This window comes from Rhizobium hidalgonense, from assembly GCF_005862185.2.
Lineage (GTDB): Bacteria > Pseudomonadota > Alphaproteobacteria > Rhizobiales > Rhizobiaceae > Rhizobium > Rhizobium hidalgonense.
This window is the reverse complement of sequence record NZ_CP054028.1, coordinates 452,099-472,398: the sequence shown is the minus strand read 5'-3', so window position 1 is coordinate 472,398 and position 20,300 is coordinate 452,099. Positions and strand designations below refer to the sequence as shown.

19 protein-coding genes and 1 pseudogene are annotated in these 20,300 nt (G+C 61.2%); 16 read left to right on the top strand and 4 right to left on the bottom strand.

Annotated elements, in window-relative coordinates; all coding sequences use genetic code 11:
• The first annotated feature begins 5 nt into the window (after positions 1 to 5).
• From FFM81_RS23540 to FFM81_RS23525, 4 genes are read left to right on the top strand one after another with little or no spacing between them, the layout of a single operon-like run.
• On the top strand, positions 6 to 1,127 hold the full coding sequence (locus tag FFM81_RS23540) for an ABC transporter permease (RefSeq protein ID WP_003572666.1): 1,122 nt from the start codon (positions 6 to 8) through the stop codon (positions 1,125 to 1,127).
• Between the two features lie 7 nt (positions 1,128 to 1,134).
• Positions 1,135 to 2,886 (top strand): ABC transporter ATP-binding protein, encoded by a 1,752-nt coding sequence (locus FFM81_RS23535; protein WP_025417704.1) that lies wholly within the window; start codon positions 1,135 to 1,137, stop codon positions 2,884 to 2,886.
• On the top strand, positions 2,883 to 4,085 hold the full coding sequence (locus FFM81_RS23530) for a mandelate racemase/muconate lactonizing enzyme family protein (RefSeq protein ID WP_138384469.1): 1,203 nt from the start codon (positions 2,883 to 2,885) through the stop codon (positions 4,083 to 4,085). Before FFM81_RS23535 ends, FFM81_RS23530 begins: the two co-directional genes overlap by 4 nt.
• 12 nt (positions 4,086 to 4,097) lie before the next feature.
• Positions 4,098 to 5,285 (top strand): galactarate dehydratase, encoded by a 1,188-nt coding sequence (locus FFM81_RS23525; protein ID WP_025417706.1) that lies wholly within the window; start codon positions 4,098 to 4,100, stop codon positions 5,283 to 5,285.
• A 118-nt stretch (positions 5,286 to 5,403) separates the two neighbouring features.
• Here the strand turns inward: FFM81_RS23525 and FFM81_RS23520 are convergent, their stop codons facing one another.
• A complete protein-coding gene (locus FFM81_RS23520; protein ID WP_025417707.1) occupies positions 5,404 to 6,327 on the bottom strand; it encodes a LysR family transcriptional regulator in 924 nt (307 codons plus the stop codon).
• 60 nt (positions 6,328 to 6,387) lie between these two features.
• On the opposite strand from FFM81_RS23520, the gene FFM81_RS23515 reads away from it, so the two are divergent.
• The 12 genes and pseudogenes from FFM81_RS23515 (at position 6,388) to FFM81_RS23460 (ending at position 18,237) form a co-directional block, all read left to right on the top strand.
• Positions 6,388 to 7,452, top strand: a complete 1,065-nt coding sequence (locus FFM81_RS23515; RefSeq protein WP_425504988.1) for a YeiH family protein — start codon at positions 6,388 to 6,390, stop codon at positions 7,450 to 7,452.
• Positions 7,453 to 7,552: 100 nt separating this feature from the next.
• Positions 7,553 to 9,103 (top strand): acyl CoA:acetate/3-ketoacid CoA transferase, encoded by a 1,551-nt coding sequence (locus tag FFM81_RS23510; RefSeq protein ID WP_025417709.1) that lies wholly within the window; start codon positions 7,553 to 7,555, stop codon positions 9,101 to 9,103.
• Positions 9,100 to 9,906, top strand: coding sequence for an SDR family NAD(P)-dependent oxidoreductase (locus FFM81_RS23505; protein WP_025417710.1), 807 nt, complete (start codon positions 9,100 to 9,102; stop codon positions 9,904 to 9,906). The genes FFM81_RS23510 and FFM81_RS23505 overlap by 4 nt, the downstream gene beginning before the upstream one ends.
• Entirely contained in the window at positions 9,903 to 10,754 is an 852-nt protein-coding gene (locus FFM81_RS23500; protein ID WP_025417711.1) for a MaoC family dehydratase, read from the top strand. Before FFM81_RS23505 ends, FFM81_RS23500 begins: the two co-directional genes overlap by 4 nt.
• Positions 10,751 to 11,518, top strand: coding sequence for a histidine utilization transcriptional repressor HutC (gene hutC / locus FFM81_RS23495; RefSeq protein ID WP_025417712.1), 768 nt, complete (start codon positions 10,751 to 10,753; stop codon positions 11,516 to 11,518). The genes FFM81_RS23500 and hutC overlap by 4 nt, the downstream gene beginning before the upstream one ends.
• On the top strand, positions 11,515 to 13,020 hold the full coding sequence (locus FFM81_RS23490) for an HAL/PAL/TAL family ammonia-lyase (RefSeq protein ID WP_138384470.1): 1,506 nt from the start codon (positions 11,515 to 11,517) through the stop codon (positions 13,018 to 13,020). The genes hutC and FFM81_RS23490 overlap by 4 nt, the downstream gene beginning before the upstream one ends.
• Positions 13,021 to 13,135: 115 nt before the next feature.
• A complete protein-coding gene (locus tag FFM81_RS23485) occupies positions 13,136 to 14,023 on the top strand; it encodes a glycine betaine ABC transporter substrate-binding protein (protein ID WP_138384471.1) in 888 nt (295 codons plus the stop codon).
• Between the two features lie 120 nt (positions 14,024 to 14,143).
• Positions 14,144 to 15,148, top strand: a complete 1,005-nt coding sequence (locus FFM81_RS23480; protein WP_138384472.1) for an ornithine cyclodeaminase family protein — start codon at positions 14,144 to 14,146, stop codon at positions 15,146 to 15,148.
• Positions 15,149 to 15,153: 5 nt separating this feature from the next.
• A complete protein-coding gene (locus FFM81_RS23475) occupies positions 15,154 to 15,972 on the top strand; it encodes a phosphate/phosphite/phosphonate ABC transporter substrate-binding protein (RefSeq protein WP_138384473.1) in 819 nt (272 codons plus the stop codon).
• A gap of 37 nt (positions 15,973 to 16,009) precedes the next feature.
• A pseudogene (locus FFM81_RS23470) lies at positions 16,010 to 16,641 on the top strand (ABC transporter permease).
• Positions 16,638 to 17,273 (top strand): ABC transporter permease, encoded by a 636-nt coding sequence (locus FFM81_RS23465; protein ID WP_138384474.1) that lies wholly within the window; start codon positions 16,638 to 16,640, stop codon positions 17,271 to 17,273. The pseudogene FFM81_RS23470 and the gene FFM81_RS23465 overlap by 4 nt, the downstream one beginning before the upstream one ends.
• Positions 17,274 to 17,295: 22 nt before the next feature.
• A complete protein-coding gene (locus FFM81_RS23460) occupies positions 17,296 to 18,237 on the top strand; it encodes an ABC transporter ATP-binding protein (RefSeq protein WP_003572636.1) in 942 nt (313 codons plus the stop codon).
• 133 nt (positions 18,238 to 18,370) lie between these two features.
• Here the strand turns inward: FFM81_RS23460 and FFM81_RS23455 are convergent, their stop codons facing one another.
• The 3 genes from FFM81_RS23455 to FFM81_RS23445 all read right to left on the bottom strand — a co-directional run bounded on the left by FFM81_RS23455 (position 18,371) and on the right by FFM81_RS23445 (position 20,241).
• On the bottom strand, positions 18,371 to 18,943 hold the full coding sequence (locus FFM81_RS23455) for an NADPH-dependent FMN reductase (protein WP_003572633.1): 573 nt from the start codon (positions 18,941 to 18,943) through the stop codon (positions 18,371 to 18,373).
• An 86-nt stretch (positions 18,944 to 19,029) separates the two neighbouring features.
• Positions 19,030 to 19,695 carry a nitroreductase gene (locus tag FFM81_RS23450; protein ID WP_003572629.1) on the bottom strand — a complete coding sequence of 222 codons (666 nt, stop codon included), beginning with the start codon at positions 19,693 to 19,695 and terminating at the stop codon, positions 19,030 to 19,032.
• Between the two features lie 186 nt (positions 19,696 to 19,881).
• Positions 19,882 to 20,241: an ArsR/SmtB family transcription factor gene (locus FFM81_RS23445; protein WP_025417719.1), complete on the bottom strand. Its 360-nt coding sequence runs from the start codon at positions 20,239 to 20,241 to the stop codon at positions 19,882 to 19,884.
• Positions 20,242 to 20,300 lie beyond the last annotated feature (59 nt).

Here is a 20,300-nt window from a genome sequence, read left to right as displayed (position 1 = left end):
CTCATATGGCTGACATTGCCGTTACAAATATCCCGCCGGATCGCGCCGCCGTCGCATCGCAATGGCAGCTGATCTGGTGGGCTTTCCGCCGGCACCGGCTGGCCATGGTGGCGCTCGTCGTCACCCTATTGATGTACATCGTTGCCCTGGTTCCCGGCTTCTTCGCCATCAACGACCCATATCTGCAAAATGCGCGGGCGACCTTTCACCCGCCACAGAAAGTGCATCTGATCGACACGCAGAACGGGTTCTCCTTCGGCCCGCATTATTATCCGATGAAGCTCACCCGTGATCCGGAAACGCTGGCCGCCATCTTCAAGGAAGACACGACGAAGCGTGTAGACATCCAGTTCTTCGGGCGCGGCTATGAATATTCCGTGTTCGGCCTGTTCAACACAAACATTCACTTGATCGCCTCGCCCGACAAGACGACGCCGCTGCTTCTCTTCGGCGCCGACAGGCTTGGGCGCGACGTCTTCAGCCGAACGGTGCAGGGCTCGCAGGTTTCCCTGTCGATCGGTCTCGTCGGCGTCTTCCTGTCGTTGATGCTCGGCATCGTGATCGGCGGCATCTCGGGATATTACGGCGGCCGCATCGATTTCTTCATGCAGCGGCTGATTGATTTCGTGCTGTCGCTGCCGACGATCCCGATCTGGCTGGCAATGGCCGCAGCCCTGCCACAGGACTGGCCGGCGACGCTGCAATATATGATGATCACGATCATCCTGTCGCTGACTGGTTGGGCGCAGCTCGCCCGCGTTGTTCGCGGTCGTTTCCTGTCTCTGCGCACTGAGGAATTCGTGGCCGCCGCCAGGCTCGACGGCGTTCGCGAGGGACGCATCATCTTTCGCCATATGCTGCCGAGTTTCGCCAGCCATATCATCGCGTCGATCACGCTTGCCGTGCCGGCGATGATCCTTGCCGAAACCTCTCTTTCTTTCCTGGGGCTGGGGCTGCAGCCGCCAACCATTTCCTGGGGCGTTCTGCTGCGCGAGGCGCAGAACATTCGCTCGATCGCTACGGCGCCCTGGCTCTTCATGCCGGGCTGCGCCGTCGTCGTCGCCGTGATGGCGCTCAACCTCCTCGGCGACGGCCTGCGCGATGCGGCCGATCCCTACAACAAATGAGGCCGGCATGACCGACACTGTTCCCATTGCCGGCAGGCCATTGCTTGAGGTGAAGAACCTCACTGTCGAATTCCCTCTGCGCACCGGCGTCTTTCGCGCCGTCAGCGATCTGTCTTTTTCGATCGAACCAGGCAAGACGCTCTGCGTCGTCGGCGAAAGCGGATCCGGCAAATCGGTGACGGCGCGCTCGATCCTGCAGATTGTCGATGCGCCCGGCCGCATTGCCGGCGGCTCGATCACATTGAACCATCCCAATGGCGGCTCGACCAATCTGACCGGCCTCAATCCGCGCGGACGCCACATCCGCGCGATCCGCGGCCGCGATGTCGCCATGATCTTCCAGGAGCCGATGTCGTCGCTGTCGCCGATCCACACGGTCGGCAACCAGATCGTCGAGGCGCTTCGCCTTCACACGAGAATGAGCAAGGCGGAGGCACGCGCGGAAGCCATCTCTCTGCTCAAGCAGGTCGAGATCCCCTTTCCGGAAAAAGCGCTGGATCGCTATGCCTTCCAATATTCCGGCGGCATGCGGCAGCGCGCGATGATCGCCATGGCGCTTGCCTGCAAGCCGCAGCTGCTGATCGCCGACGAGCCGACCACGGCTCTCGACGTGACGACGCAGGCCGAAATTCTCGACCTGATCGCCCGGCTGCAGAAGGCCAACGGCATGGCCGTTCTGTTCATCACCCACGACATGGGCGTTGTGGCCCAGATCGCCGACGATGTGCTGGTGATGCACAACGGCGTCGCCAAGGAATATGGACCGGTCGAGCAGATCTTTCATGCCCCGCAAGACGATTATACCCGCATGCTGATCGGCTCGGTGCTGAAGCTGGAGCAGAAGGCCGAGATCCGGCTGGCGCGCGCGCCGCTCGACAGGACGGCAGCACCGATCCTCGAACTGCGCAACGTTTCGATGGATTTCGGTGAAGTCAAAGCACTCGACGATGTTTCCATTTCGCTTCTGCCGGGCGAGACGCTCGGCATTGTCGGCGAGAGCGGATCCGGCAAGACGACGATGGGCCGCTCGATCATGCGGCTGATCGATCCCACATCAGGCGCGATCCTCTATCGCCGCGCCGACGGCGGCATCATCGACCTGGCGACGGCAAAAGGCCAGACGCTGGCCGCCGCACGGCGGGAATTGCGAATGGTGTTTCAGGATCCTTTCGGCTCCCTCAATCCACGCATGACCGTCTCGCAGATCATCGGCGAGCCGCTCCTCGTCAACGGCGTCGCAAAAGGGCGGGCGCTGGAGGAACGGGTCTGCCACCTCATGGAGCAGGTGGGCCTCGATCCGAGGGCGCGCGAGCGCTACCCGCACGCATTCTCCGGCGGCCAGCGCCAGCGCATCGGCATTGCCCGTGCCATCACCCTCAACCCACGTGTCATCGTTGCCGACGAGGCAACCTCGGCGCTGGACGTCTCGGTGCGCTCGCAGGTGCTCGACCTCCTGATGCGCCTGCAGGATGAGCTTGGTCTCGCCTATATCTTCATCAGCCATGACATCGGGGTCATCCGCTACATGTGCGACCGGGTCGGCGTCATGTACAAAGGCCAGCTCGTCGAAATCGGCGAGGCGGAGCAGGTCTGCCGCACGCCCGAACATGCCTACACGCAGGCGCTGATATCGGCGATTCCACGGCCCGATCCACGCGACCGTGATCACTCCAGGCGTTTCCGCTACGTCGCGCCAGATAGTCTGAAGCCCGGCAATCTGGGGCTCGGCAATCTGAAGAATGGAAGTTCTCAGAGATGAAAATCACCGGAATTCGAACATTTCTCATGCAGGTCGGCCAGCCCGATCCGGCGAACTGGGCCGCCGACCAACGTGGTACCTCCAAGCAGTTTGGAGGCACCAGAAACTGGCTCTTCCTCAAGATCGATACCGACGAGGGCATCACCGGCATCGGCGAATGCTCGGGCTGGCCGCGTGTCATCGAGACGGCGATCCATGATCTTGCGCCGCTGCTCATCGGTGAAGATCCGGCTCATGTCGAGCGACTGTGGCAGAAGATGCATATCGCCATGATGGGCCACGGCATGCTCGGGACTGTCGGGGGCGGCGCGATGACCGGCATCGACATGGCGCTCTGGGACATCAAGGGCAAGGCGCTCGGCGTACCCGTCTGGACGCTGCTCGGCGGCAAGGTGCGCGACTGGATCCCGATCTATTCGCATGCCAATACGCCCGAGCGCGCGCTTGCCCTTAGGGAACGCGGCATCAAGGCGATCAAGTGCGGCGGGGTTGCAGATCCCGTTCGCAAGGTCGCAGCACTTCGCGATGCCGTCGGCGACGACATGGATATTGCCATCGATCTGCATGGGCCGCCATGGCTGACGCCTGCGGATGCCTGCCGCTTGGTGCGGGCGCTCGAACCCTATGAACTGATGTGGGTGGAAGATCCGATCGCGCCGGAGAATATCGAGGGCTACCGGCGGATCCGCGATGCAGCTTATGTGCCGCTTGCGGCCGGCGAGCGCTCGGCAAACATTTTCGGCGAACGCGAGTTGATCGAAAAGGAACTGGTCGACGTGATCCAGCCGGATACCGGCCGGGCCGGCGGCATTACCCAGATGAAGAAGATCGCCGCCATGGCTGAAGCCCATCATATCCAGATGGCGCCGCATTCGGGTTCGCTCGGACCGGTGGCGGAATATGCGGCCTTGCATCTGCTGGCTGCGATCCCGAACGGCCTCATTCTCGAGCGCCTCGACGACGACTGGGACGGCCGCCGCCAGACGATCGTGCCGCATCCGCAACAGGTCGACGGCTTGATCGCCGTTCCCGACGGCCCCGGGCTCGGCTGCGATATCGACGAGGCCTTCGTCGCGCGCTTCCCCAGCAGTGGCAACGTCTCCGTGCCGCAAGCCGCCGGCGCCTATAATCCCGGAACCGACAACGAGCACGTCTACGTGCAGACGCGCGTGGCCCGCCGCAGCTATTTCAATCGCTAGAAGGACAGAATGATGAAGATCGACCGCATGCGGGTTTTCATGACCCGCGACAAGGACCGTCCGCGCGTGATCGTCGCGCTCGATACCGATGACGGGTTGACGGGCTGGGGCGAATGCTACAATCACGGCCCCGACAAGGCGCTGCCGCCACTGCTCGATTATCTCTACGGATTTATATCAGGCCAGGACCCGACACGCGTCGAGTATCTCGTCAATCTGCTGATCCAGCAAAGCCGGTTCCCACCGGGCGCGCTTGGCCTTGCCGCGATCTCCGCGCTCGACCATTGCCTGTGGGATCTCGCGGCCAAGGCGGCGAACGTCCCGGTTTACAAGCTGCTCGGCGGCGAAGTGCGCGACCGCATCAAGGTCTATGCCGGGGTCTATACCGCGCCCGATGCGCCGGCGGCCCGCGACGAATTCGATCGCCTGAAGGAGGGATGGGGTTTCTCCGCCTTCAAGCTCAGCCCTTGGCGGATCGACATGCATTCCAACCGCTGGGGCAATGTGGTCAAAGCCTCGGCGGATTATTTCCGTTCGCTGCGCGAAACGGTCAACGATGAATACGAGATCGCTTTCGACGCCCACGCCAAGATCTTCGAGCCGGTCGCTGCGCGCCAGCTCGGCAACGCGCTTGCCCCCTACGACCCGCTGTTTTTCGAGGAGCCGTTGCGGCCTGAGAATATCGAGGCCTGGGGTGACCTGAAACAGGGGCTCAACTGCACGCTGGCGACCGGCGAGTCGCTCTACAACAGAAACGAGTTCCTGCGGCTGCTGCAGGTCAAGGGCGCCGATCTGATCCAGCCGGATATCTGTGTCGTCGGCGGCGTCAGCGAAATGCGCCGTATTGCCACGCTCGCTGAGGCTTTTTTCGTCGGCGTCGCGCCGCACAATCCGATGGGTCCGCTTGCGACGGCCGTCAATGTGAATTTTTCGGCTGCGGCGCAGAATTTCCGCATCCTCGAATACCGGCTGCCGAAAGGGCAGGCGTATGTCTATGGCGGCAACGATATCGAGAAGCGCGAAGGGGAAACCCGCTACGTCGTCGATCCCTATCTGCCGAAGAACGGCTATCTCGAGCTGCGCCCCGACCGGCCCGGCTGGGGCGTCGAGATGGACGAGAAGGCAATGGAGGAGGAAGGGTATATCCACTGGCAGCGGCGCGTGCCGAAGCGGCCGGATGGTTCTTACGCCTTCGCTTAGAGACGCTGCTCGAAAAACAACCGGGAATGGCCGCTGCCGCATAGCAGCAGCCATTTCCTTGGTTGTCCGGCGACGTCGACCTTATACCTGATCATGGCATTCTCCAACATCTCGCATGTTAGAGGACCCAGTCATCCCGATTTTGGACTTCGGCAAGTTTGTCCTCGCGGCAAATCGTCTCCAGCGCCAACGAGGCACGGCTGGAGTGTCTTTGTTTGTGTCGCAGGATTGCGAACTGGCGGGACGGCAATGGAAAGCTCGCCTTTACCAACAGACCTTGCGTCAAGAGAGACGCGGCGACGGCGCCGGAAACGACCGTTGCGCAGAGGCCTTCTCTTGCTGCCGATATGACGGCTTCGTTCGATGGCAGCTCAAGCGCGACAGTCAGATCTCCGGGGCCAATGCCGATATTGGAAATCGCCGCCTCGAAAGCCGACCGGGTTCCGGACCCTTTTTCCCGCATGACCCATTTCGTGCCCGAAACCAGCTCCGGCGGGGCGATCGGTTTGCCACGCGCCCAGGGATGGCGCGGGCCGACGACGACAAGGAGTCCGTCCTCGGCAAGCGGCTGAACGTTCAGCGCCGGCTCATCAACGCTGCCTTCGACGAAACCGACTTCCGCCAATCCATCGAGAACCGCTTTTGCCGCCGTGGTCGTATTGCCGATCATCAGCTTCAGGTCGATGCCCGGATAGCGGGTCTTGAAACGCATCAGCATCGCTGGCAGCCAATAGCTTGCGATCGTCTGACTGGCAAAAACAACGAGCTCACCCTTTTGCAGGCCGCCGAGATCGGACAAGACGAGCGCTGCGGCTTTTGCGCGCGCGAGTGTGGCTCTTGCCTCCCCCAGAAACACCCGCCCTTCGTATGTCAGCTCTATGCGGCGTCCGACACGGTGAAAAAGCTCGACGCCATAGGAGGCCTCGAGATTGCGGATGGCCGAACTGACGGCTGATGGCGTAAGGCCGATCGCCGAAGCGGCGTTGGTCAGGTGCTCGCGTTCCGCAACCGCGATGAAAATGGAGAGCTGCTCGAAGGTCATGATGCAATCGTTCGATTTTACCGAATGAATGATGTTAAACTATTCAATAGAAGTCGACAAATGGGTATGGGACAGTGGAGCATTCCACAAGGTCTGCCGATGCTCGTTTCCGTCTCACGTTCCCCGTCGCTTCCTGCTGTCCTGCCGGGACTTTTCCTTTGCACGGCAGTCACGCTCATTGCGCAGTTGGTCGAGCAGTTACAGCTGATGATTTTCGGCGCGCGCTGGATCGAGAGCCTCGTGCTGGCCATTTTGATCGGCATTGCCGTGCGCTCCTGGGTCCGTCTTCCGCAGACTTTCACTCCAGGCATTCACTTCGCCGCCAAGACGCTGCTAGAGATTGCCGTCGTCTTGCTGGGCGCCTCGCTCAGCACGGCTGCCATCCGGCAGGCCGGATTGCCGCTTGTCGGCGGAATTGCCGTCCTGGTTGCTGTGTCCCTGGCCGGCAGCTTTCTGCTCGGGCGGCTGTTGGGACTGTCGACTGGCCTAGCGACCTTGGTTGCGTGCGGCAACTCGATCTGCGGCAATTCTGCGATTGCCGCTGCAGCCCCAGTCATCGGCGCCAAACCAGACGATATCGCTGCCTCGATAGCCTTTACTGCGCTGCTCGGCGTTGGTGCGGTGCTGGCGCTGCCGATTCTCCATCTGTTCCTCGGTCTCAGCACCGTACAATATGGCGTTTTCGCAGGGCTGACAGCCTATGCCGTGCCGCAGGTATTGGTAGCCACAGCCTCTGCCGGTGCCGTCAGCACCCAGGTAGGCACGCTCGTCAAGCTGATCCGCGTGATGATGCTCGGACCCGTCATTCTTGTGCTCGGCGCGGTACATGGCCGCCGTCCCGGTAGCTCCGCGGTCAATCTTCGCCATGTTCTGCCATGGTTCATCCTCGGTTTTGCAGCTATGGCGACGCTTCGCTCCTTTGACGCGATACCGGCGCCGGTGTTGACCGGGATGTCGGCTGTCTCCGCCGCTTTTACCGTCACCGCCATGGCCGCGTTAGGCCTCTCCGTCGATGTGAGATCCGTCGCCCATACCGGCGGCCGGGTCCTTGCAGCGGCGGCGCTGTCGCTGCTGACTCTGGGGGCTCTTGGGCTTTGCTTGATGGGGCTGCTTGACATCGGCTGATCGAGGCGATTTGCCCAAAATTCCGGCAAAGATTCCGGTTGCCTTCCAAACGATCGGCGGCTAGCCTGTATATACAGGTCGAGTGGAAACAAAGATCGTCATGCGGGTCATCTCTTCACAGCAAGCTGCGGATCTCCTCGAAGACGGGATGACTGTCACTGCTTCGGGTTTTGGAGGATGCTGCCATCCCGAGGCCATCACGGCGGCGGTGGAGGAGCGTTTCATAGCCTCCGGAAAACCCCGCAATCTGACGCTCTTGTTTGCTGCCAGCACGGGCGATCGTCAGACGCGCGGCATGGGGCATTTTGGCTATGAAGGCCTCGTCGCCTGCGTGATCGCCGGGGGCTGGCGGGGAACGCCGCGCCTTGGCAGGCTGGCGATCGAGGAAAAGATCGAAGCGCATTGCTGGCCGCAAGGCGTTGTCGCCCAGCTCTATCGAGCGATTGCTGCCGGTCAGCCTGGGGTGATTACCCATATCGGGCTCGGTTCTTTCATGGATCCGCTGCAGGGCGGCGGCCGCATGAATGCGACGACGCCGCGCTCGCTTGTCGAGCGTGTGTCGTTGCGCGGCAAGGAATGGCTGCTTTATCCCTCGATGCCGCTCGACTGCGTGCTTTTGCGCGGTACGACGGCCGACGAAGACGGCAACATCACCCTTGAGGACGAAGCCTTTCCGCTCGACATGCTCGCCATGGCGCAGGCAGGCCGAAATTCCGGCGGTATCGTCATTGTGCAGGTCAAGCGGATTGCCGAGCGCGGCTCGCTGCCGCCGGGCGATGTTCGCATCCCGGCGGCGCTGGTCGATTATGTTGTCGTCTGCGAAAATCCGGCCCAGCACGGCGTCAGTTTCGCCGAGACGGACAATATCGCCTATACCGGGCGCGTCCGTATGGCGGTGAATCGTCTGCAGCCGGCGCCGATGTCGGCCGATAAGATTATTCAGCGCCGCGCCTTCCTGGAGCTGGCGCAGCTCCATCGCCCGACGATCAACCTCGGCATCGGCATTGCCGCCGGGATCGGCCGTATCGCCAGCGAAGAGAGATTTGACGATTATACGGTGACGATTGAATCCGGCGTCATCGGCGGCGTGCCGGCCGAGGAGCTGTCCTTCGGCGCTGCCGTCAATCCGACCGCGATCGTCCCACAGGCTTCGCAGTTCGACTTTTACGACGGCGGCGGCCTCGATATCGCCTTTCTCGGCATGGCCGAGGTGGATAGACACGGTGCGATCAATGTCAGCCGCTTCAACAATTCCATCGTTGGGGTCGGTGGCTTCACCAATATCTCGCAGACGGCGGGGAGGGTGGTCTATCTCGGCGCATTTTCGGCCGGCGGCGCGGAAATTGCAGTTGCCGACGGCAAGCTCGACATCATTCGGGACGGCAGAGTTTGCAAGATCGTCGACCATGTCGACCAGATCAGTTCGAGCCCGGCCTTTGCGCCGGAAGGGCAGACACAGCTCGTCGTCACCGAGCGGGCGGTCTTTCAAGTGATCGACGGATGCCTGACGCTAACGGAGTTTGCCCCCGGCATCGATCTAGTCTCCCATGTTCTCGACCGCCTGCCGAAGGGCGTCGCGGTGTCGGATCAGCTGAAACAGATGGACGCGCGCCTGTTTTCCACCCATGCCATGAAGGACTTTGCCCCATGAAAATCGATGGAGCCGTCATCATCGTCACGGGCTCGGCAACAGGCGTCGGGGCCGCATGCGTGAAGCAGTTCGCCAAGGGCGGTGCCCGGGTGGTGGTCAATTACAGCCGCAGCAAGAAAGAGGCCGATGAAACGGCCGATATCTGCCGCAGCCTGGGCGCGGACGTCGAGATCGTCCAGGCCGACGTTGCCGACGATGTGGCCTGCCGCCGGATGGTTGCGACGGCCGTCAACCGGTGGGGTCGGCTCGACGCCCTGGTGAACAATGCCGCAACGACGGTCAAATCGGATCCTTTCGATCTGGAGACATTGTCGGCCGAAGATTTTCAAAATGTTTTCGGGGTCAACGTGATCGGCGCCTATCAGATGTGCCGGGCGGCGGTGCCTTCCATGCGTGACAGCGGCGGCGGCGCGATCGTCAATGTCTCATCCAACGTTGCCTTTACCGGCGGCGGCAGTTCGCTTGCCTATACGGCCTCCAAGGGCGCGCTCAATGCGCTGACCATGGCGCTGGCGCGCACCTGCGGTCCCGATATTCGGGTGAACGCGGTTTGCCCTGGCATCATCGATACGCGCTGGATGCGCGACACCCTCGGGCCGGATGCCTACGGAGCCATTGCCAAGCGATTTTCGGAAACCGCGCCGCTTGGCCGGGTCGCGACACCAGAAGATGTTGCCGGCGCCATTGTCTGGCTTGTTCAGGGGGCAGACTTCGTCACTGGCGAATTGCTTTCCGTCGACGGCGGCATCCGCCTGTCCGGTGGCGCTCGCAAACCCGCGACATCGGGGGCAGTTGCATCGTGATGCTGTCGGCTCAATCCATCCTCGACTTTCCAGTGCCGCAGGCGACGCATGTAGTTACCGCAAGGGATGCCATCCTCTACGCCCTGTCGGTTGGCTACGGCACCGACGGGCCCGACGAAAACCTATTGAACTACGTCTATGAACGCGATCTCGTGACCGCACCGACGCTTGCCAATATCGTGGCGCATCCGGGCCCGTGGATGCAGCAGACGGGTGTCGACTGGGCGCGTCTGGTGCATTCCGAACATCGCCTGATGATCCATCGGCCGGTCCCTCTCGATGTGCCGTTGATCTCCCGGTCGCGTGTCTTGTCGGTGGTCGATCGCGGCGTGGAGAAAGGCACGTTCGTCAGCTTCGAGCGCATGATCGCAACCGTGGACGGTGACGAGCCGATCGCAACGATCCTCCAGACGAACGCCTGCCGCGGCGACGGTGGATGCGGTTCCGCCGGATCGGCGCCTGAACCTCTGTCCAAAGTCCCGGATAGAGAGCCTGACTTCGAATTCAATGTCGACATCCCTCGTAATGCCGCGCTGCTTTATCGCCTGAACGGCGATCTCAATCCGCTGCATGTCGACCCACGGGCAGCGGACAGCAGCGGCTTCAATCGGCCGATCCTGCATGGGCTATGCAGCTTCGGTTATGCGGGCTACGCCATCATCGCCGCCATCGATCCAGGGATGGCTACCGGTTTGAGCGCGATCGCGGCGCGGTTCAGCGCGCCGATCTTTCCCGGAGAAACGATCAACCTGCAGATGTGGCGCAACGACGCTGAAATTCGCTTCCGGGGGATCGTTGCTTCCAGGGGCGTGACCATCCTCGACAACGGCATGGCGAGGCTGTCATGACGAAAGCGGTCAAGCTGGCCGCCGGCGAGGCGCGCCAATATATCAGGATCAAGGAGCAGATCCTGGCCGAGATCGCCGAGGGAAAGCTGCAGCCGGGAGATCGGGTATCCTCCGAAAGCGAACTGGTGGCTGCATTCGGCGTCAGCCGCATGACGGCGAACCGAGCGCTGCGGGAGTTGATGTTCGAGGGTGTTCTCAAGCGATCCGCCGGCGTCGGAACCTTCGTGTCGCCAAAACACCTCGATGTCGATCTGCTTCAAATCCGCAACATAGCCGACGAAATACTGGAGCGGGGTCACACGCATAAGGCAACGGTCGTCAAGGCCGGTTTGATAAAGGCGGACGCCAATGTTGCCGACGCGCTCGAACTGACCCTCGGCGCTGAGGTGATGCATTCGCTGATCGTGCACATGGAAAACGACCAGCCCATTCAGGTCGAGGAGCGCTACGTCAATCCGCTGGTCGCGCCAGATTATCTGTCGACCGATTTCCGCAGCATGACGCCTAACGAATATCTGACGAAGGTGGCGCCGATAACGGCGTTCGAACATATCGTCCAGGCCGTCAAACCGGACACGACGATCCGCAAATATCTTGGCCTGAAGAATGATCACCCTTGCCTGCGCGTCTTTCGAAGGACCTGGTCGGGCGAAGCCGTCGTGACCTGTGCGCTGTTATACTATCCCGGCGCGCAATATCGGCTGGAAGCACGGTCCACCAAGGGTCCCTCGAAGCCTGTCGCCATTCTCGGAGAGAAACAGTGAGCGCCACCCATTCTCCATCGATCACCTTCAGCGCGTCGCCGCCGACGATCGAGGACATCGCAGCAATTGCCCGTCGTCACGCCAGGATCGAAATCTCCGCCGAGGTCCAGACCCGGATTACGGCGGCGCGCGCCGTCGTCGATCGCTATACGGAAAAGGATCTGCCGGTTTATGGCCTGACGACGGGACTGGGAGCGGGGGTCGATACACGACTTGCAACGGAAGATCTGGTGGCGTTTCAGATGCGTGTGCCGCAAGCCCGCGCGGTCGGCGTCGGAAGGCCGCTTGCCCAGGAATCCGTGCGGGCGATGATGGCCGTCAGGGCTGCCGGCATGGCGGCGGGCGGTTCCGGCGTTTCGCTGAGCGTGTTTCGCGGTCTGATCGCCGCGATCAATGCAGATGTCCATCCTGTCGTCCCGTCATTGGGCTCGATCGGTGCGGCGGATTTGGCTCCGCTTGCCCATATGAGCCGGGCGCTTCTCGGCTTCGGCGAGATCGAGCTTGGCGGCGAGGTGCTGCCGGCCGGCATCGCCCTGGAAAGGGCCGGCCTGAAACCTCTCGAATTGGCGCCGAAGGACGGGCATGCGCTTGTCGTGGCCAACAGCCTCTCCATCGGCCTCGCCTGCCTGGCGCTTGAGGATATCGAGCGGCTTTTCGATTGGTCTCTGAAGGCGATTGCCGTTAATTTCGAAGCGTTCAGGGCCAATGTCAGCGTCTTCGACGACCGCGCTCTCGCTGCGAGACCGGCCTTCGGGCAGCGCCGCGTTGCCGCTCAGCTGATGGAGTTGCTTTCGGGAAGCTCCTTGCTTGCAGCCGATGCCGCAAGACGTCTCCAGGATCCATTGAGCTACCGCTGCACGCCGCAGGTCTGGGGTGCGTTGAGGCATGCGATCGACGAGGCAAGGCAGGCGACGGAGATAGATCTCGTCAGCTCCAGCGACAATCCTGTCGTCATCGCCTCCGAAGGCGTCATTCTTGCACACGGCAATTTCGACATGACCGCTTTTGTCCTCGCCTGGGAACGGCTGGGGCAGGCGATGGCGCATTGTGCGGCAGGCACCGCCTATCGGATCATGAAGATCATGTCGCCTAGCATGTCCGACCTTCCACGCTTCCTGACCCCGATGGGCCAGAGCCGTACCGGTTTTGCGACCGTGCAAAAGACCGTTTCGGCCATGGAAGCCGAAATCCGCCATCTCGCCATGCCGGTTTCGCTTTCGCCCTTTCCCGTCGCCGATGGTGTAGAAGATCAGGCGTCGATGGCCCCGAGCGTTTTGGCAAAGACGCAAGCGATCATCGATCGCCTGCGTTATCTCGTTGCCATCGAACTGATTGCCTCGGCACAGGCCATTGAGCTGCGCGGTGTCTCAGGCGAATTGGGCAAGGGATCGGCTGAGGCCTATGCATTCGTCCGCAGCCATGTCCCGGCACTTGAAGAGGATCGCGCACAGGGGCCGGATTTTGCGACGATCGCCGCATTGATCGGGCTTGGCCCGCAATAAGCCCGGTTCGCAACTGCCCCACCAAGAAGGGCAGGGCGCCGACCGGTCATGCCGACGGTTACTCTGGGGAATGCCGCCGGTTCGTTCATTGAAAAGTCAACAAGAGGGAATGATCATGAAAAATTGGACAAAGGGCATATTTGCAGCCGGCATCATGGCAGCCGCCATGTTCCAGTCGGCATCCGCAGAGACCATCAAGGTCGGCAGTAAGAATTTCACCGAGCAGTTCATCCTCGCTGAAATGTATTCAGCCGTTCTGGAAAATGCCGGCTTCACCGTCGAGCGCAAGATCAACCTCGGCGGCACGCTGATTGCGCACCAGGCATTGGTGGCCGGCGAGATCGATCTCTATCCGGAATATACCGGCACGGCGCTTGCGTCCGTCGTCAAGGGGGAGATGTCGACCGATGCCGACAAGGTCTATACGCAGGTCAAGGACTTCTACGCCAAGCAATTCAACCTCACATGGCTGAAGCCGAGCGGGATCAACAACGGCTATGTCATCGTCGTCCGGCAGGAAACGGCGCAGGCCAACAATCTGAAGAGCCTGTCGGATCTCGCCAAGGTTTCCAAGACCCTGGTCTTCGGCGGCGGCGCCGAGTTTCCGGATCGCGCCGACGGCCTGCCCGGCCTGAAGCGCGTCTACGACGCCGAGTTTAAGGAGTTCAAGCAGTTCGCCAAGCTTGGTCTTCGTTACGACGCGCTGGAACAAAAGGACATCGACGTTGCCAACGGTGCAGCGACCGACTGGCAGATCGGTTCGAAGAATCTCGTGCCGCTGGCAGACGACAAGGGTCTGTTTCCGCCCTACTACGTGGCACCCGTTGTCCGCCGGGACGTGCTGAAGGCCAACCCGAAGGTTGCCGAAATGTTGGAAGCGGTTGGCTCCCATCTCGATAATGAAAAAATGCGGGTCCTCAACGCCAAGGTCGAGACCGATCACGAGGAAGCCAAGGACGTGGCGGTCGATTTCCTCAAGGAAAACGGCCTCCTGCCGAAATGATTGTTCTGCTTTGGCGGCCGGATATCAATCCGGCCGCCGTCTGGCGCGGCGATCCTTTTGAGGGTTTTGTTCGAAAATCCGTCCGGTCAGCAGGCGGGCAGGAATGTGGAGAAGCGAGAAATGCAGGAAATCTGGATCGATTATCTCAACGCCCTCGATGCCAAGGCGCTGGCGCTGACGAATGACGAGATTCTCGATGCGGTGGCGAAGGCGCTGGATGCGCAGGGCAGGGGTGAAACCGTCATCGAGCCGCGTGTCCATCTTGTGCCGGAAAGCTCGGACAAAGGCCATTTCAACGTGCTTCGCGGCTATGTCAAAGCGCTGAATTATGCAGGCGTCAAGGTCGTCGGCGATTTCGTCGACAACTACAAGGTGGACCTGCCTTCGGAGCTTGCGGTCCTCAACCTGTTCGACCCGAATACGGGTGTGCCGAAGGCCATCATCGACGCGACTGCCATCACCGACATGCGCACCGGCGCCGTCACCGCTCTTGGCGCAAAATATCTCGCTCGCAAGGACAGCAAGGTGCTCGGCCATATCGGTGCGCGCGGAACCTCTTACTGGAATGTCCGGCTTCTCGACCATCTCTTCGACTTCGAGGAAATCCGCGTGCATTCGCGCCGCCCGGAAAGCCGCAATGCCTTCGCCAAGCGTCTTGAGGCGGATCTTGGCAAGAAGATCGTCGTTACCGACAATTGGGAGGATTGCCTCAAGGACGCCGACATCATGGTCGAGGCCAGCCGCCTGCCGGAACCGGCGCCGTTGTTCAAGACCGAATGGGTGAAGAAGGGAGCCTTCGTTGTGCCCTATGGCACGATGAGCGCACTGGAATTCGATCTCACCGACATCATGGACAAGGTCGTCGTCGACGATTGGGGACAATGCGGCCCCGGCAAGCCTTTTGGAGCGCTTCGCCGTCACGTCGATGAGGGAAAGGTGACGGCGGAGAACCTGTATGCAGAAATCGGTCAGATCATCTGCGGCAGGAAGCCCGGCCGCGAAAGCGATGAGGAGACGATCCTGTTCTGGCACCGCGGCCTCAGCACCACCGATGTGGCGCTCGGCGCCGCCATGGTCGGCAAGGCAAGAGAGATGAACATCGGCCAGCGGCTGCGGTTCGCATAATTGCCATGGGGATCTCCAAGCTGATCGCCTGTTCGAGAATGTATAATCTCAGTCCGCGCATTCGCGGCCTGTGGGATGCGCTGTTTGCGCAGGTCAGTCTGCAGTCCGGCATCGAACTCGAGATCGTCGCCCACGCAGCACCGGCACCGCTGTCGGAGCTATGGGCGAGGCCGGACATGGGAGCGGTCTTCATGTGCGGCTATCCGTTTTCGCACATGCCCGAGGCTGCCCGACCAACGGTGCTTGCCGCACCCGTCTCGAGCGAGGAATGGTCTTTGGACCAGCCGCTCTATGCCAGCCACATTCTCGTTGCCTCTACCGGGCCCGTGAACGCTGTGGAGGATCTCGCAGCGGTACGCTGGGGCTGGACTGCGCGCGATTCCCAATCGGGCTACCACGCGGCGCGTTCTTTTCTTGCCGACCGGTTTGCCGGGAAAATGAAGCAGAGCATGACGGTCGGACCGCTGCTCAACCCGTCGGGCATCGTCGCCGCCCTCAAGGACGGCAGGATCGATGCCGGTGCGATCGACGCTTACGCCTTCCAATTGTTGCGGATGCACGAACCCGATGCGATCGATGGTCTCCGTATTCTGGCGACGACCGATCCGCTTCCTGCGCCGCTGCTGGTTGCCGCGCAGACATTGCCGTTGGACATCGCCGCAGCCTTGCAGCGAAGTCTCGTGACATTGCATAAAACGCCGGAGGGAGCGGCGGTTCTGGTGCGGCTCGGCCTCAGGCGATTCTCAACGGTCGCTCCCTCGGCCTACGATATTCTGCCGCAGAGAGCAGACGCCGCCGATCGCAGATTGGGGATCTCGTGGTAGATAGGCGAAAGAGCGCCCCGATGCGGAGGTCTCGACCATGAAATGGGTCCCTAAACATCTCGACCGGCTATTCGAAGCGCTGTTGGAGCACCTCTATCTCGTTTTTCCTCGGTCGGCATTGCCCTGGTGATCTCTCTGATCGTTGGGATCTGGGCGGCAAGGCGGCCGCGGAGCTTTGCCGTGATCGTCATCTTCACCGGTATCCTGTTTGCAGTGCCGAGCCTGGCGCTGTTTGCGCTTCTCATTCCCATCATGGGCATCGGTGCGGCACCCGCCATAACCGGACTTGCGGCCTACTCGCTGATGATCCTGATCCGCAATATCGGCATGGGATTTCAGTCTATTCCGCGTGATATATTGGAAGCTGCCGATGGCATGGGTTACGGCACGGCACGGCGGATCTGGGAAGTCGAACTGCCGCTGGCAATGCCCTATATCGTCGGCGGGATCCGCATCGCCATGGTGACGGTCATCGGTATCGCGACCGTTGCCGCCTATATCAATGCCGGCGGGCTCGGCGTCATCATTTTCGAAGGCATCGACCAGCGCTTTCCTGAAAAGATCATCGCAGGCGGGCTGCTGACATCATTTCTGGCGCTCTTTGCCGACTACTGTTTTGCCTCCTTCGAAAAGCTGCTGCGCCGGCGCAGCGGAGGGAAGGTAGCATGATCGTTATCGATGCATTCAGCTGGATCTTCAACAATTCCACTACCTTCTTCAACGCTTTCAATCGCCATCTTCTGATGTGCGTCCTATCGCTCGGCATCGCCTCCATCATCGCCGTACCGCTCGGATTTGTCGCCGCACGGGCGCCGCGCGCCGCCTTTGCGGCGGTCAATATTGCCGGCGCCATGCGCTCCATCCCGAGCCTTGCGATCCTGTCGGCGACGATGCCCTTTCTCGGCATCGGATTGCTGCCATCGGTGATCGCCCTCATTGTTCTGGCCGTGCCGCCGCTATTGTTGAACACGATCATCGGCATCCGCGAGATCGATGCCTCGGTGATCGATGCGGCGGATGGAATGGGCATGAGCGCCGGACAGATGCTGTGGGAGATCGAACTTCCCCTGGCCGTTCCCGCGATTCTGTCAGGCGTCAGGACGAGCGCGATCCAGGTCATCGGCGGCGCGGCGCTGGCCTCCTTTATCGGCGGCGGCGGGCTTGGCGATTTCATCAATGCCGGCATTGCGATCATGAACATGCCGCGCCTTCTCGTCGGAGCGGTGCCGATAGCACTGCTCGCAATCTTTGCGGAATTGGCCTTCGGCGCTCTGGAGCGCCTCTTCACTCAACGGCGCTGAGCGGCCGAAAGCGGATATCAGGATGATTCATCTCAATCATGTTACCAAGAAATACGACGGAAGCGGCCCGCATGCTGTCGACAATCTCGATCTGCTGATCGAGACCGGCACGACGGTTGCCCTGATTGGCCCTTCTGGCTGCGGCAAGACCACGACCATGCGGATGATCAATCAGTTGGAGACGCCGACGACGGGACGCGTGCTGGTCGACGGAAGAGATATAGCCCGGGTCGATCAGAAGGAACTCCGCCGCAGCATCGGCTATGTCATCCAGCAGGTCGGTCTGTTTCCGCATATGTCGATCGCACGCAATGTCGCGACCGTCCCGCGGCTTCTCGGTTGGGAAAAGGCGCGCAGCGATCGCCGCGTCGACGAGCTCCTGGATCTCGTCGGTCTTGATCCGGCCATCATGCGGCAGCGCCTGCCGCATGAATTGTCGGGGGGGCAGCGTCAGCGCGTCGGTTTCGCGCGTGCGCTCGCAGCAGACCCCGCAATCATGCTGATGGACGAACCGTTCGGCGCGATCGACCCGATCACCCGCGTTAGGCTTCAGGACGAATTCCGCGATATTTTGAGGAAGGTAAAGAAGACCGTCGTCATCGTCACGCATGACCTCGACGAGGCCATCAAGATGGGCGATCGCATCGCGATCATGCGGGATGGCCGCCTTCTCCAATATGATAGCCCGCAGGAAATTCTTGCGCGTCCCATCAACGAATTCGTCGAGAACTTCCTCGGCCCCGACCGAGCCATAAAAAGGCTGAGCTTGATTGCCGTGTCGACGATCATGACCGCGCCGGAACCGTCCGAGGGCGATGCCGAGATCGCCGCTGACGCCACGGTTCTCGACGCCTTGGCGCTCATCCTCTCCGGCGAGATGCCGGGTCTCCATGTCAGGTCAGCCGATGGGGCCCTTGCGGGATATCTGTCGCGAGCCACCTTGTTGCGCGCCAATCGGCTATAGAACAATTCCGGCAAAAGTCCGCAGCGGTTTTGCTCGACGTGAACAAGACCACCTGCCTGCGGTGGGATCTACCCACGCGTGCTGAAATGGTTTGCCGGCGCAAAAACCGCTGCGCACTTTTGTTGGAGTTGCTCTAGGCGTCTTTCGGCAGCACCGAGCGAACCCTGGCGATAAAAACATGGAAGTCCTGCATGAACTTGCGAAGGAATTCGGCGGTGGGTTCGTTCGTGACCTCGCCCTCATCGGTGATCAGCCCCGGCGTGAACTGGATGTAGGCTTCAGGGGCGTTCATCTGGGGAGAATTGCAGAAACTGAGTACGCTCCGCAAATTCTGCTGGGCGACTGCCGTGCCGATCGCGCCCGGCGATGTGCCGATAACCGCTGACGGCTTGCGTGTGAACGAGTTGGTGCCGTAGGGACGGCTCGCCCAGTCGATCGCGTTTTTCAGCCCGCCGGGGATGGATCGATTGTATTCGGGCGTGACGAACAGCACGGCGTCGACGGCCGCGATCGCCGCCTTGAATGCCTTTCCGGCCGGAGGGTAGTCAGCGTCATAGTCGTAGCTGTAGAGGGGCAGGTCCTTGAAGGGTACCTCCGACATTTCAAGTTCCGGCGGGGCGAACCGCACCAGTGCTTTGGCGAGCTTGCGATTGATTGAGCCCTTTGCGAGGCTGCCAATGAGATAGCCTACTTTATGCGTGGTCATGGCGTTCTCCAGTATCGCGCGTGATAAAGGACGTATCATGCGCAGGAAGCATGGAAGGGGGTCTCCCGTCCTTGGAGCGCAAGCAGCTAATCGCCGACGAAAGTGACCGTCTCGGCGAGCGGGGCGCGGCCCGTACGGGCAAAGCTTACCACAGGATCCTCATAGCCGATCGACATTCCGCAAAAGAGGATGAGTCCGTCCGGGGGTGACACGGCCTCTGCGACCGTCTCGCGAACCTGTGACCACGCCATCTGCGGGCAGCTGTGCAGTCCTTCGGCGCGCAGCAGCAGCATAACGGTCTGCAGATACATGCCGACGTCGGCCCATTGGGGTGGGCCCAGCTCACGATCGATGTAGCAGAATAAGGCGGCGGGCGCGCCGAAGCAGTTCCAGTTGGCGATCGCTGCCCGCTGGCGCGCCTCCCAGTCCTCGCGCGCAATGCCGAGCGCGCTGTAGCGCTCCTTGCCGAAGGCAGACCGGCGCTCTCCGTAAGGGGACTTCAGCGCCGGCGGATACATCTCGTACTGCCGCTTATCCCAGGCGTCGCCGTGGGCGACGCGCTCGACGGCCGATGTCTTGAGTTCGGCCAGCGGCGCGCCGATCATCACGTAGGTGTTCCACGGCTGGATGTTCGATCCTGACGGCGACCAGGCCGCGGCCGACAGCACGCGCTCGAGTATCTCCCTCGATACAGGCCTGTCTTTGAATCCGCGCACCGACCGTCGGCTTGTGACTGCCTCATATACGTCCATGATCGCCTCTACCGTTTCATTGCTGATGTGGTTGATTATCTCCATTCACAACGGAGGCGTAATCATACCGCGGTCTAGGAGACGTACATCAAAGGTCCATCAGGGATCGATGCGTCCGGAGGATGTTGCATGCAAGATCATCAGCAGGATAGGAGGCCAATCACCAGCGTCGAGAGCATGGCTTCGTCATCTCGTCGGGTGCCCGGCCCGGACGCGTTCTGCTGGGGGGCGACGGTGCGATCCGAAGATGTCGGCGAGCGTATCGAGCATTCTCCTGGCCGAGCCAGATTGAAGGGAATAAAAGATCGTCTGGGCAGCCCTTCGCGTCTGCACGAGACCCTGTTCTCGAAGAATGGCCAGATGCTGGGACGTCGAAGATTGGCTTAATCCTACCTCATCGGCCAGAACGGTCACCGACACTTCTCCGTCGGTCAACAGATGCAGAATGTGAAGTCGTTTGGCGTTCCCCATAGCCGACAAGAAGCTTGCTTGGATGTCGAAGGCGCTGGTGTCAGGGGAAGGCGCGGCTGGCGATCGATTGTTCAGGCGTGATCTCCTTCATGGAATTAAGCCGGAGGTCATATCCCCGGGCTTTAATTTAGAGA